The organism is Pseudonocardia sp. Ae505_Ps2, from assembly GCF_001932425.1.
In the GTDB taxonomy this organism is placed as follows: Bacteria; Actinomycetota; Actinomycetes; order Mycobacteriales; family Pseudonocardiaceae; genus Pseudonocardia.
The window spans coordinates 1-13,428 of sequence record NZ_MCIP01000001.1 but is presented as its reverse complement, the minus strand read 5'-3'; the positions used below and the strand labels follow the sequence as shown (position 1 = coordinate 13,428).

The following is a 13,428-nucleotide window of genomic DNA, read 5'->3' as shown; positions in this document are numbered from 1 at the left end:
CGATGCCTTCGTGCAGGTAACGGTAGGCCGTTGCAGTGCTGATCGCGTTGTCACCGGCCGAACATCGGACCCGGGTAGCATCACAGAACCAGCGGATCACCAGCACTGCCTGGGCGAACGGGGTCAACGCCCGCCGCCGGGTGCCACGTCGACGGCGTTGAAGGACCAGGAGCCGCGCCAGATAGGCCACGGTGCGCTCCCCGATCGGGAGGACAGCGGTGTAGGTGACAGGATCAGACATGCAGGACCTCGGTGACGGTGTCGATCTGTGCTGGACCGAACCGATCTACCGGGGTCCTGCCCCGTTCCCGCTCATCTCACCACCCTCGGCGTGTCGCCACGACCTGCCACCCCGCTACTGAGAACACCTCACTCTGCTGGCGCGGGCGCTGGTCCACTGCCTTGTCGCTCGATCCGTGCTTGTTCGATCAACTCAGGGTAGTTCTCGGCGGCCTGATCGTCATCGAGCTTCCAATGCGCCGTCGACCAGGGGATCGGGCAGGGCGACCTGTGCATCGGGTCGGGGCAGAGCATCAGTTGGATCTTGTCGGTCAGGTCTCTGGCTTGGTCGGCCGTGCAGAACACTCCGATCCTGAGTTCCCACACACCTGTCTGCTCCTGGCCTACCGGCTCCGGTCCTGCATTCATGTCCGTGACTGTGACGATGGTGGCGTAGAACGGCATCAGGGTTCCACCTGGTTCGGTACGGCTGTCTCGAGAGTTCGGGTCAGGGGCCCGCCCTGCTCACTGCCAGAGCTGCTCGCCGTCGCACAGGGGGTCGAACCGCCGGTACGCCGCGATGTCGCGGAAGTGGCGGCTGTACACGTCAACGACTGTCGTTGTGAGGTCGTCGGTCAGAGCCGGGGTGACATCAACGACGTGTAACAGGCGGTCCCTGACCGTCTCCCCCGCGTGGTTCGTGTAGGAGGTCTCGGCTTCGTGCCCGTGTCGTCCGGCAAGATCCTGTGCGTCCTCCAGCGACAGTGCTCGGAGCAGGACGACGTCCTCGCGGTAGAGCGGTCGGTAGCTCGGTACCGACGATGTCGACTCGAACAGCAGAATGGCGACGAACAGCGCTTCGGAGGCCATGTCCGCATAGTCGCTCCGGAGGCTGTCGACCTGCCTCGGGGCGATCCCCGAGGCGCACCCGAGGGTCGTCAGCCACAGCGCGACCGAGACGATGAACGTCCACGGTCACGTGACGCTCGACAGCCAGCGTGATGCCCTCGACCTGCTGAACACCCAGCTCGGGGCCGGTGTCGAGAACGCCGACGAGCACTGAGGTTCCTGTCAGATGCCGCGCTCAACCGCCTCCGGAACGCCGCGCACGGCGACGTTTCCGCTGGTCGGGGTGGCGGGATTTGAACCCACGGCCCCTCGCTCCCAAAGCGAGTGCGCTACCAAGCTGCGCCACACCCCGTCGCCCGCAGTCTAGCCCTGCGCTTGTCCCGCCCGTCCGCCGCCGTCGACGCCGGGTGTGTCCTGCGCGACAGCGACCGGCCGTTGATCCCGCCGCTCCCGCCTTCTTAAGGTAAGCCTTCCCTTACTGAAGGAGGACCGCCACGTGGCACCGTCCGGACTGCACGACCCCACCGCGGAGCACGCGAGCTGCGGCGTCGGGCTGATCGTCCGCAAGGACGGGGTGCAGACCCACGACGTGCTCGCCCTCGCTCATCGTGCCCTCTGCGCCGTGCCGCACCGCGGCGGGATGTCCGCCGAGGGCGTCGGCGACGGCGGCGGGGTCTCGGTGGACCTCTCGGTGTCGTTCTTCTCCCGGCTCGCCGGCCGCGAGCTGACTCCGGGACGGTTCGCCGTCGCGAACGTCTTCCTCCCCGCCGACCCGGAACGCGCCGCGGCGGCCGCGGCGCTGGTCACGCTCACCCTCACCGCGCACGGCTGCACCGTCCTGGCCGTCCGCGACGTGCCGGTCGATCCGTCGGTGCTGCGCCCCGCGGCCGCCGCACAGCAGCTCCCGGTGCGGCAGTGGATCGTCGAGGTCCCCGACGTCGCCGACCCGGAGCGCCTGGCGCACGGCATCCTGCTCGACGTCGAGTCGGTCGCCTACACCGACGAGACCGTCGCCGGCCTCTACCCGCTCAGCCTCTCGACCCGCACCCAGGTCCTCAAGGGACGGCTGAACTCGTGGGAGGTCGTGCCGTACTTCGCCGATCTCACCGACCCCGAGCACCGGGTGCGCAGCCTCTACTTCCACACCCGCTTCTCCACCAACACCGACCCGCACCCGTCGATGGCGCAGCCCTTCCGGCTGCTCGCGCACAACGGCGAGCTCAACACCGACCGCAAGAACCGGATCGCCGACGAGGCGCTCGCCCGCGCCCGGGGCCGCCGGATCGTGCGGCCGCCCGGGCAGTCCGACAGCGCGCGGTTCGACCAGACCCTGCACGCACGTGTGGCGGGCGACGGGCTCGACCTCGTCGCGGCCGTCGTCGCCGCGATGCCCCCGGCCTGGGAGAACGACCGCACGCTGCCCGCGCCGGTGCGTGCGATGCTGGAGTACCGGTCGCTGGTCGAGGAGATCAACGACGGCCCGGCCGCGCTGGTCTTCTCCGACGGGGAGGTCATCGGCGCCCGTCTCGATCGGCTCGGCCTGCGTCCCCTGCGGACCTGCGAGACCGCCGACTACCTGACCGTCTCCTCGGAGGCGGGCCAATTCCCGTTCCCCGACGACGAGGTGCTGCGCCGCGGCCGTATCGAGGCCGGCGGGATGCTGTGGTGGAGCACCCGTGAGCATCGCACCTACGACACCGCGCAGACCCTGGAGCTGCTCGCCGCCCGTGCCGACCACGAGGCCCTCCTGGCCGGGGCGCGGACACCGGCGGCCGAGCTCCCGGCCGCCCCCGGGGCCCCCGAGCAGGCCTGGGGTGACGACCTCACCGTCCACCAGCGCTACGTCGCCTACGGCCTCGACGCCGAGGCGTTCCGCGTCCTGCTCGACCCGATGCTCGACACCGGCACCGAACGCGTCTCCGCCATGGGCTACGGCAACGCCATCAACGCCCTCAGCGACCGCGAGGGCGGCGTCGCGCACTTCTTCTCCCAGCGCTTCGCCCAGGTCACCAACCCGCCGCTGGACCCGATCCGCGAGGCCGACGGCATGACCCTGCGCGTCGCTCTCGGTGCCCGTCCGGTGCACGACGGCCCGTTCCACCGCATCGTCCTCGACTCGCCCGTGCTCGACGCCGACGGGCTCGCCCGCATCGAGGCCCAGCAGGTCGTCCCGGTCGGCCGGTTCGCGCTGCTGCACGAGCCGGGGACGCTGGAGGCCACGGTCGAGGGACTGTGCGCGGAGGTCGTCGCCTTCGCCCGCGACCGCGGTGGCATCGCCGTCCTCGACGACCGCGCCGTCGCCCGCGACCGGGCCGCGGTCCCCGCGGCACTCGCCGTCGCCGCGGTGAACCGTGCTCTGGTCGCGGCCGGTCTGCGCCCCGCGGTCTCGCTGGTCGTCGCGACCGGGCAGGTCTGCTCGGCGCACCACCTCGCCGTCGTCCTGGGGTTCGGGGCCTCGGCCGTGCACCCGCACACCGCGCACCTGCGCGCGGTCCAGCAGCACCCCGACGACCCCGGCGCGGCGTTCGCGCGCTTCCGCGCCGCGGCGGAGAAGTCCCTGCTCAAGACCATGGCCCGGGTCGGGCTGTGCACGATGGAGAGCTACGTCGGCGGCGAGTTCTTCGAGTCCGCCTACCTCGACACCCGCGACCCGGTGCTCGCCCGCTGGCTCCCCGAGGTCGACGCCCCGGTCGGCGGTGCCGGCTTCGCCGACGTCGAGCGCTCGGTCCGCGACTGGCACGCCCGCGCGCTGACCGTCACCGGCCCCGAGGACCTCCCGCAGCTCGGCCTGTTCAAGGAACGCTCCGACGGCGCCGGGCACTCCTACGGCGCCGCCGCCGTCACCGCCTTCACCGGTCTGGTCGACGAACGGACCGGCCTCACCGCGGGCACGGTCGACCGCGAGCTCCGGCTGCTGCCGCTCGCCGCGCTCACCGACTCCCTCGGCCTGCACGACGACGCCTACGTCCACACCGGACTGGGTGCACTCACCGACGCCGAGATCGACGCGTCCGCGCCCACGCCCGGCTACCGCGAGCTCGTCCGGTCCCTCGCCGCCGAGCGCGAACGGCGCCCGTCCGCGTTGCGCGACGTCCTGGTCCTGCCGCCGGACCTGCGCGACGGCGATCCCGCCGCCGCGCTCGACCGCATCGACCCGCACGGCAACGCCTGCATCGCCGTGCGCGGGCTCCGCCGCGACGGCGACCTGCTGCACGTCGACGGCGACGCCGGCCCGCTGGCGTCCTGGCTGACCGAGCGGCTCGGGGTGTCCGTCGAACGCCTCGACCACCGCACCCTGCGGGTGGCCGCGACGGGGACGGCCGCGGACCGGCTGGACCTGCTCGTCACCGCCCCCGACCCGGTCCCGCTGTCGCAGGTACAGCCCGCCTCGGAGATCACTCGCACCCTCGCCTCGGGCGCGATGAGCCACGGCGCCCTCGTCGCCGGGGCGCACGAGGCCGTCGCCCACGGCACCAACATGGTCGGCGGGCTGTCCAACTGCGGCGAGGGCGGCGAGTCCCGCAGCCGGTTCGGCACCATCCGCGGCTCCCGGGTCAAGCAGTTCGCCTCCGGACGGTTCGGGGTGTGGGCGGGCTACCTCGCCGACCCGATGCTCGACCAGGTCGAGATCAAGATCGCGCAGGGGGCCAAGCCCGGCGAGGGCGGCCAGCTGCCCGGTGCCAAGGTGACCGTCGACATCGCCGCCGCCCGCGGCGCGACGCCCGGTGTCGAGCTGGTGTCCCCGCCGCCGCACCACGACACCTACTCCATCGAGGACCTCGCCCAGCTCATCCACGACGCCACCGCGGCGCGGGTGAGGGTCGTGGTCAAGCTGGTGTCCTCGGAGGGCATCGGGACGATCGCCGTCGGCGTCGCGAAGGCCGGTGCGCACGTCATCAACGTCGCCGGCAACACCGGTGGCACCGGCGCCGCCAACGTCACCAGCCTGAAGTTCGCCGGGCGCTCCGCGGAGCTGGGCGTCGCCGAGGTGCACCAGGCGCTGTCCGCGCACGGTCTGCGCGACGCCGTCGAGCTGCGCTGCTCCGGGGCGCACCAGACCGGCGGCGACGTCGTCGTCTCCGCGCTGCTCGGCGCCGACTCCTTCGAGTTCGGGACGACCGCGCTGATGATGCTGCGCTGCGTCATGGCGAAGAACTGCAACGTGAAGTGCCCGGCCGGGATCACCACCGACGCCGACGCCTTCGACGGCGACCCCCGCGCGCTGGCCCAGTACCTGCTCGGCGTCGCCCACGAGGTCCGCGAGATCCTCGCCGGTCTCGGGCTGCGCAGCCTGCGCGAGGCCCGCGGCCGGGCCGACCTGCTGCACCTCGCCCGGCACCCGTCGCTGGTCGGGCGGCTGGACCTGCGCCGCCTGCTGCACCGCGTCATGACCCCGCAGGTCGCCGACCCGGTGCGGGTCGGCGCCCACCACGACCACGACGAGCGGTGGTCGGCCACCGTCCGGGCGGCCCTGGCCCGTGGGGAGTCCGGCGTGGACATCGACGGCGGCGTGCTGGGCAACCGGCACCGGTCCGTGGGCGGGCGCCTCGCCGTCGACGTGGAGCGGATGCTGAACCACGAGCACGTCCCCGGACCGGCACTCGTCGACGACCGCGGCCGCCGGTTCCTGCCGCAGCGGTGGCTGCGGGTCCGCACCCACGGCGCCGCGGGACAGTCGTTCGGGCTGTTCTGCAACGACGGGATGTGGCTCGTCCACACCGGCACCGCCAACGACGGCGTCGGCAAGTCCGCCTGCGGCGGCACCATCGCGGTCCGGTCGCCCGGCACCGTGCACGACGACCGGCCCGGCACCAACGTGCTCGTCGGCAACTTCGCGCTGTTCGGGGCCACCGGCGGCCGGCTGTTCGTGCAGGGCGAGGCGGGGGACCGGTTCGCGGTGCGGAACTCCGGGGCGAGCGCCGTCGTCGAGGGGCTCGGCGACTTCGGCTGCGAGTACATGACCGGCGGGGCCGTGCTGAACCTCGGCGCCGCGGGGTCGGGTCTGGGCAACGGCATGTCCGGCGGGTTCCTCTACCAGTACGACCCGACCGGGACCGTCGGGTTCTCGACCGACTCGGTCGACGTCGCACCGGTCTCGGGGTTCCACACGACCGCCGTCCGGCTGCTGCTGGAGTGGCACGTCGAGGCGACCGGTTCGCCGCTGGCCACCCGGCTGCTCGAGGACTGGGAGCGCGAGCGCGCGCACCTGCTCGTCGCGACCCCGCGGTCGCTGCGGCTCTACCAGGACGCCGGGGAGATCCTCGCCGCCCGCACCCGGCGCGAGCTCGTCGACGAGCTCGCCGCCGCCCTCGCCGCGCACCAGCTGCGCCGGCACAAGCTCGCCCAGCGCGACGGCGTCCCCGTCGCGTCCGGGGTGGTACCCGACGGCGACGCCGGAGAGGAGATGTTCGTCCTGCTCAACGGACTGACCGTGCAGACCGTCGCCGAGGAGGTCGCCGCGCGCCGCGGCGTTCCCGTCCGCACGCTGCTGCTCACCGAGGACCATGCCGTCCGGACGCGGCTGGTGCGCTACGCCCGCGACGCGCTGGCCGGCTACACCGACGACGAGCTCGCCGTACTGGTCTCGGACAAGCGCGTCGGCGACCTCAAGCGCTCCCTCGCCCGGCGCGACGTGTACGGCACCGACAGCCCCGGCACCTACGGCTGGATCCTCGCCCAGGACGCCGCGAACACCGCGCGCCTCGGCCGGATCCCGAGCGTCGAGGAGCTGTTCGCGGCCCGCGCCGCACCGGACCTGGTGGGTGCCCCGTGATCGCGCCGCCGCCCCCGGCCGAGCTGGGCGACCTGGCGATCTCGCCGGACGCCCCGTTCACCGCCGAGCAGCGCATCTGGCTGTCCGGCTACCTCGCGGGCGCCCGCAGCGCCGCCGCACCCGTCCGGAAGGAGTCCGGGATGACCCCGGTGCACGTGCTGTACGGCACCGAGACCGGCAACGCCGAGTACGTCGCCGACCTTCTCACCGAACGCCTCACCGAGGCCGGGGTGCCGTGGGAGCTGCACGAGCTCGACGCGGTCGACGCCGACGCGCTCGCCGCGATGAGCAGGGTGGTCGTCGTCTGCTCCACCTACGGCGACGGCGAGATGCCCGACAACGCCGACCTCTTCCGGAAGATGATCACCGCCGACGACGCGCCACGCCTGGACGCGATGTCGTTCGCGGTGTGCGCGCTGGGCGACGAGTCCTACGAGGACTTCTGCGCGGCCGGGCGGCTGCTCGACACCCGCCTCGCCGAGCTGGGGGCCACCCGCCTCCTGGAACGCCGCGACTGCGACGTGATGTGGGAGGACGCCTCCGCGCAGTGGTTCCCCGAGATCGTCGCCGTGCTGAGCGCCGCGCCCGCCGCGGAGGAGCCCGCACCCGCGCCCGCACCCGTGCCGGAGCCGGCGCGCCGCCGCGAACGCCCCGCCCCGGTGCCCGCCGTGCTCGCCCACCGGGTGCGGCTGTCCGGGCCCGCCTCGGACAAGGAGATCCACCACCACGAGTTCGACCTCACCGGCACCGGCCTGACCTACGCCGCGGGAGACTCGCTCAACGTCGTGCCCGCCAACGATCCCGCGCTCGTCGAGGCGCTCCTCGACCACCTCGGTCACGACGGCGACACCCCGGTCGGTGACCGTCCGCTGCGTGAGCTCCTGACCTGCGCGCACGAGATCGTCACGCCGTCGCGGGACCTGCTCGAGGTGCTCGCCGAGCGGGCCGCCGACGCCGGGCTGCGCGCCGCCCTGCGTGAGGACCGCGCGGGCGCCTTGTGGGACCGCGACCTGCTCGGACTGCTGCACGCCGCACGGGTGCGGCTCGACCCGGAGGAGTTCGTCGGGCTGCTGCGCCCGCTGCAGCACCGGGCGTACTCGATCTCGTCGAGCCCGCTGCTCTTCCCGGACCGGGTGCACCTGACCGTCGCCTCGGTCCGCTACCGGTGCGACGACCGCGCGGTCGGCGGGGTCTGCTCCACCCACCTCGCGGACCGGCTCGCCGTCGGGGACACCGCCGTCGTCTCGCTGCAGCCCAACACCGGGTTCCGGCCACCCGCCGACGACGTCGACATGATCATGATCGGGCCGGGCACGGGTGTCGCCCCGTTCCGCGCGTTCCTGCAGGAACGGGCCGCCCGCGGGGCGCGGGGCCGGAACTGGCTGCTGTTCGGCGACCGCCGCTCCGACCACGACTTCCTCTACCGGTCCGAGCTGCTCGGCTGGGCCTCCGACGGCCTGCTCGCCCACCTCGACCTCGCCTTCTCCCGCGACCAGCCGGAGAAGGTGTACGTCCAGGACCGGATGCGCGAACACGGCGCCCGGCTGTACGCGTGGCTGAAAGAGGGCGCCCACCTCTACGTGTGCGGCGATGCGAGCCGGATGGCCCGCGACGTCGACGCCGCGCTGCACGAGATCCTCGCCGCCCACACGGGGGGCGAGGACGGTGCGGCCGAGTTCGTCGCCGACCTCAAGCGCGGGAAGCGGTACCTGCGTGACGTCTACTGAACCGGAGCGTGCCTCGTGACCCTGCCCCACACCGACCTCGACGTCCTGCTCTCCCACCTCGTCGGCGAGCGGCTCGACCTCGACGCCGGCACGCTGGCGCGGCACCTCCCGCTGCTCGACGAGGTCGTCGCGACCACCGCGAACGGCATCGCCCTGATCAGCGAGCTCGGTACCTACGCCGAGCCGACCTTCACCGGCGAGGCGTTCGGGGTCCGGGCCGACGCGGTGACCCTGCGCCTGTCCCGGCCCGCGGTCGCCGCGGTCGTCGCGACCCGGGCCGACGACGAGCGTCGTGAGCCCGCCGCGCTGTGGCTGTTCGACGGCGACGGCGGGGCCGTGCACCGCACGCACCTGCTGTCGCCCGACGCCCCGCTGGTCACCGAGGTGATGCGGCTGGCCCCGCGTGTCGACGACCCGCCCGTCGTGCCGACGGCGGTTCCCGACGAGCTCGATCACCTCGGGCTGCTCGACGCGCTCACCGACGGCGGCGGCCGGGTCCCCGCCGGGCTCGTCCCGGCCGCCCCGCCGTGCGACGTCGCCCGGGCGGTCGACCTGTTGTGCCTGCTCTGCGAGCACGGGGTCCCGGCCGGGCTGGCCGTGCCGAACGGCGGCTGTCTGCAGGTCGGCACGGGTTCGGTCGACCACGTCGAGACCGCCGACGTCGTCGGCGTGGTGTCGGGTGCGGTGCAGTTCGCGTTCGCCCCCGGCGAGATCGAGGCGGTGCGCCCGGTCCGCACGCACGGCCCGTACGGTCCGATGACGACGGTGCTCCTGACCGGGCCGGACGGCCGCTGCCCCGCCCTGATCGGCCAGTTCGGACTGCCGTCCACCGACGTTGTGACGGCCTGGGAGCGCATGGTCCGGGACGTGCTGCTGCACCCGATCAGGTGAGCGGTGAACGCGGCCGACGCGGTGGTCGTAGAGACGGGCAATCAAGGATGAACCCGTCAGAAAGGACACCGGGATGCGCCGCACCCTGCCCCGCCTCGCCGCCGTCACCGCCGCCACCGCACTCGGCTTCGCCGCGACCGCGGGGATCGCGTTCGCCCAGGAGACCGAGGTCGGGGAGCCGTCGACCTTCACGAGCATGTACACCGTGAGCGCCACCCCGGACACCATCGTCAACAACGACGGGCAGGCCGTCCCCGGTCAGCCCGGCGCGACCGGCGAGTTCAACTTCCGGATCAACTCCGACGACGAGATCATCTGCTACGACATCACCCTGCGCGGCGTCACCGGGGAGTACCAGAGCCCGGCCAAGACCGCGACGCACATCCACGAGGCGGCGCTCGGCAAGCCCGGCCCGCCGCGCCTGGCGTTCCCGAACCCCGAGGGCGACGGCGACGTCCGCACCTCGTCGGGCTGCCTGCAGGGCCCGTTCACCACCGGGCTCGAGGGCCCGAACGGCCAGGACACCGCCACCGGCTTCTCGCTGAAGCAGATCGAGGCGAACCCGGCCGGCTTCACCGGTGACACCCACACCGCCGACTTCGCGGCCGGCACGGTGCGCGGCCAGCTCGCCGCCGTCCCGATGGGCGGCGTCGAGACCGGCGCCGGTGGGTCCTCCTCCGACTCGACCGCGCTCTACGCGGTCGGTGCTGCCGGCCTGGCCGCCGCGGCCGGTGCGGGCGTGCTGATGGCCCGCCGGGGCCGTGCGCAGGGCTGACCGCGCGCGTGACCGGCGCCCGGGAGCCCTGCTGCTCCCGGGCGTCGTCGCGCTGGTGTTCCTGCTCGTGGGGTGCGCGGCACCGCCCGCCCCCACTCCCGCGCCTGCGGTGCCGTCCGCCGGCGCGCCGCCCGGCGCGGTCCCGGCGGCCGCCGGTGTGCCCGTCTCGCTGCACATCCCGGCGATCGGGGTGGACGAGTCGCAGCTGCTCCGGCTCGGCATCGCCGACGACGGCACCGCCGAGGTGCCGCAGGACTACGACCGCGTCGGCTGGTTCGACCGCGGCACCGCGCCCGCCCCGACCGTCCTGCTCGGGCACGTCGACTCACGTGAAGGGCCCGCGGTGTTCATCGACCTGGCCGACCTCGCCCCGGGCGACGTGATCGAGGTCGGTCGCGACGACGGCTCCGTCGACAGCTACGCCGTCGAGCGGACCGAGCAGATGCCCAAGGACGCGTTCCCGACCTTCGCCGTGTTCGGCGGTACGTCACCGGACCAGCTGCGCCTGGTCACCTGTGCGGGCGACTTCGACCGGGAGGCACTCAGCTACCTCGACAACGTGGTCGTGCACGCCCGCGCGCTGTGACCGTTGCCCGACGCGCCGAGACGTCCGGTTCCACTCCGGACACCCGGTCCGGGACCACACTGATCGGGTGACGGTGCCGCGACAGCGCGACCCGCGCCCGACGGGCGCCGCAGCCGGACGCCCCCGGGCGTCGCGGCTCGCCCGGCTGCGCCGCGTCCCGCCGCTGCACCTGCTGCTCGGGGCGACGGGCGTGCTGCTCGCGGTCGGCGTCGTGATGGTGCTGTCGGCCTCGGCGGGCGGGCGGACCGTCGCGGACGGGATGGTGCTGACCGTCTTCGTCCGCCACCTGATCTTCCTGCTGCTCGGGGCCGGCGCGTTCGCGCTCGGGATGTGGGTGTCACCGGCCGGGCTGCGACGGTGGACGCCGTGGCTGCTGTTCGCCTGTCTCGCCGCGCTGGTGCTCGTGCTGGTCCCGGGCATCGGCGAGGTCCGCGGCGGTGCGCGCCGGTGGATCTCGGTCGCCGGGTTCACCGTGCAGCCGGGCGAGGCGGCCAAGGTCGTGCTCCTGCTGTGGGGCGCGCACGTGCTGGCCCTGCGCGGCCGTGCCGTGCGCCGGGGCCGCTACGCCGTCCTCCCACTGGTCCCGATCGCGTTGCTGGCGGCGGCGCTGCTCATGCTGCAACCCGCGCTCAGCACGACGGTGGCGCTCGGTGTCATCGTGCTGTCGCTGCTGTTCTTCGCCGGAGCGCCGCTGCTGCTGCTCGGCGGCATGTCCGTCGGGGCGCTGCTCGGCGTCGCCGTCCTGGGGCTCACCGCCGACTACCGCCGCGACCGGATCAGCACGTTCCTCGGCGCGGGCGACGAGCTCGGCGCCGGCTACCAGTCCCGCCAGGCGCTGCTGTCCCTCGCCGACGGCGGCCTGTTCGGCACCGGCCTCGGGCAGGGCCGCGCGAAGTGGGACTACCTGCCCAACGCCGCGAACGACTTCATCTTCGCCGTCATCGGCGAGGAGCTCGGGCTGGTCGGCGGGCTCGCCGTGCTGGCGCTGTACCTGCTGCTCGCCTGGGTCGGGCTGCGCGTCGCCGTTCGCACCCGGGATCCGTTCCTGCGGCTGGTGACGGCGGCGACCGTGACCTGGGTCGTCGTGCAGGCCGTGATGAACGTCGGCTACGTCGTCGGTCTGCTCCCGGTGACCGGCCAGCAGCTGCCGCTGGTGTCCGCGGGCGGGACGGCGCTGCTCAGCACCCTGTTCCTGCTCGGGCTGGTCGCCAACGCCGCCCGCCGGGTCAGGTAGCCAGGCTGCCGCGCAGCACCGTGGCCCCGGCGCCGTCGACGACCCGGAACTGCTCCGCGTCGGCCCGCAGCACCGAGGAGTTGAGGTTGCAGACCATCGGCGACGCGCCGGTCCCGATGAACTCGCCCGCGCTCACCTCGCGCCCGTCCTCGGCCTCGACGACGACGCGGTAGGTCGCACCGGAGCGGAACCCGTCGCCGTCGAGCACGATCTCGACGCCCCAGGTGTGCGGGATCGCGACCGCCGTGGCCCGCACCGCGGGGTCCATCGCCTGGACCGCGACCGGCTCGCGCGGAATGCCGTCGTGGTCGCCGACCAGGTAGCCGCCGACGCCGCCGACGAGCAGCGCGGCCGCGGCCGCCGCGGCGACCGGTGCCCACCGGCTCCGTGACCGGCCCGCGGTGGACGCCGGGCGCTCGGCCCGCGCCGCCGCGACGATCCGGTCACCCAGGTCCGGCGGGGGAGCGGGGGTGTGGTCGAGCCGGTCCGGATCGACCCGGCCCAGCGCGGGCAGCACACTCGCGACCTCGGCCAGCTCCTTGCGGCACGCCGGGCAGCCCTGCAGGTGGGCCTCGAGGGTCGCCAGCTCGTCGCCCTCCAGCCGGCCCATCGCGTGGTCGCCCAGCGACTCCCGCATCGCCCGGTGCTCGTCCGGAGTCACGGTTCCACCCCCATCTCGTCCATCGCCAGTCGCAACGCCTTCAGCCCGTAGAAGACCCGGCTCCGGATCGTCCCCAGGGGAACCCCCGCCTCCGCCGCGATCTCGGCGTGCGGGCGGCCCCGCAGGTACGCCTCGACGATCGCCTGCCGGTGCTCCGGACGGAGCCGCCGCAACGCCTCCTCGACCAGCCAGCCGTCGACGAGCGCGTCGTCGGCAGGGCCGACGGAGTCGTTCCCGGGGTCGGGCTCGTCGGTGAGCCTGCGTCGCCAGGGCCGCGCCGCGACCCTACGGATCTCGTCGATCACCACGTTGCGGGCGATGGCGAACAACCACACCCGCAGGCTGGCGATCGACGGGTCGTAGGAGTCGGCGCGACGCCAGGCGCGCAGGAAGACCTCCTGCACGGACTCCTGGGCCGCGCCCTCGTCGCCGAGCTGACGCAGGGCGTAGCGGTAGAGCTCGGCTCCGTGCGCCGTGTACGCGGCCCGGAGCCCCTGCTCGGTGTCGAGCCCGGGTTCTGCGGCGCGCGCGTCGACGGAGCGCAGCCTGCGGTGGGGCGCCTTCATCGGTGTCTGCGAACCTCCTGAACGTCCCTGTGGCCGGTGTGTACGTACCCGGGGGCGGGGATGTTCACGGGGCCGGTGTGGGATACGCTGTGGAGGTCCTGATCGGTGAGATCGGGGCATGCGGGCGTAGCTCAATGGTAGAGCCCC

At 73.6% G+C, this 13,428-nt stretch carries 10 protein-coding genes, 1 tRNA gene and 1 pseudogene; 6 read left to right on the top strand and 6 right to left on the bottom strand.

What is annotated here, in order from left to right:
• From Ae505Ps2_RS32365 to Ae505Ps2_RS00045, 4 genes and pseudogenes are all read right to left on the bottom strand, one after another.
• Positions 1-241, bottom strand: a pseudogene (locus Ae505Ps2_RS32365) (IS5/IS1182 family transposase); the annotation flags it as partial.
• 128 nt (positions 242-369) lie between these two features.
• Positions 370-684 (bottom strand): hypothetical protein, encoded by a 315-nt coding sequence (locus Ae505Ps2_RS00055; protein WP_198932218.1) that lies wholly within the window; start codon positions 682-684, stop codon positions 370-372.
• Positions 685-744: 60 nt separating this feature from the next.
• Complete coding sequence (locus tag Ae505Ps2_RS00050) at positions 745-1,089, bottom strand: DUF4288 domain-containing protein (protein ID WP_075310832.1); 345 nt, start codon at positions 1,087-1,089, stop codon at positions 745-747.
• Positions 1,090-1,343: 254 nt separating this feature from the next.
• A tRNA-Pro gene (locus tag Ae505Ps2_RS00045) sits at positions 1,344-1,420 on the bottom strand.
• Between the two features lie 144 nt (positions 1,421-1,564).
• Between Ae505Ps2_RS00045 and Ae505Ps2_RS00040 the strand changes: the two genes are divergently transcribed.
• From Ae505Ps2_RS00040 to Ae505Ps2_RS00015, 6 genes are all read left to right on the top strand, one after another.
• Entirely contained in the window at positions 1,565-6,841 is a 5,277-nt protein-coding gene (locus Ae505Ps2_RS00040) for a glutamate synthase-related protein (protein ID WP_075310830.1), read from the top strand.
• Entirely contained in the window at positions 6,838-8,568 is a 1,731-nt protein-coding gene (locus tag Ae505Ps2_RS00035) for a sulfite reductase flavoprotein subunit alpha (protein ID WP_233147636.1), read from the top strand. The genes Ae505Ps2_RS00040 and Ae505Ps2_RS00035 overlap by 4 nt, the downstream gene beginning before the upstream one ends.
• Positions 8,569-8,583: 15 nt before the next feature.
• Positions 8,584-9,459, top strand: coding sequence for a hypothetical protein (locus Ae505Ps2_RS00030; protein ID WP_075310828.1), 876 nt, complete (start codon positions 8,584-8,586; stop codon positions 9,457-9,459).
• Positions 9,460-9,532: 73 nt separating this feature from the next.
• Positions 9,533-10,234, top strand: a complete 702-nt coding sequence (locus Ae505Ps2_RS00025; RefSeq protein ID WP_075310826.1) for a CHRD domain-containing protein — start codon at positions 9,533-9,535, stop codon at positions 10,232-10,234.
• The gene (locus Ae505Ps2_RS00020; RefSeq protein WP_075310824.1) at positions 10,221-10,820 is read left to right on the top strand and encodes a sortase; all 600 of its coding nucleotides are present in this window, start codon (positions 10,221-10,223) and stop codon (positions 10,818-10,820) included. Before Ae505Ps2_RS00025 ends, Ae505Ps2_RS00020 begins: the two co-directional genes overlap by 14 nt.
• Positions 10,821-10,887: 67 nt before the next feature.
• Entirely contained in the window at positions 10,888-12,054 is a 1,167-nt protein-coding gene (locus Ae505Ps2_RS00015) for a putative peptidoglycan glycosyltransferase FtsW (RefSeq protein ID WP_075553299.1), read from the top strand.
• Here the strand turns inward: Ae505Ps2_RS00015 and Ae505Ps2_RS32360 are convergent.
• Both Ae505Ps2_RS32360 and Ae505Ps2_RS00005 read right to left on the bottom strand, forming a co-directional pair.
• A complete protein-coding gene (locus Ae505Ps2_RS32360) occupies positions 12,047-12,715 on the bottom strand; it encodes a zf-HC2 domain-containing protein (protein ID WP_083695179.1) in 669 nt (222 codons plus the stop codon). The two genes, Ae505Ps2_RS00015 and Ae505Ps2_RS32360, sit on opposite strands and share 8 nt — an antisense overlap.
• Positions 12,712-13,281: a sigma-70 family RNA polymerase sigma factor gene (locus Ae505Ps2_RS00005; RefSeq protein ID WP_075310820.1), complete on the bottom strand. Its 570-nt coding sequence runs from the start codon at positions 13,279-13,281 to the stop codon at positions 12,712-12,714. The genes Ae505Ps2_RS32360 and Ae505Ps2_RS00005 overlap by 4 nt, the downstream gene beginning before the upstream one ends.
• Positions 13,282-13,428: the final 147 nt, after the last annotated feature.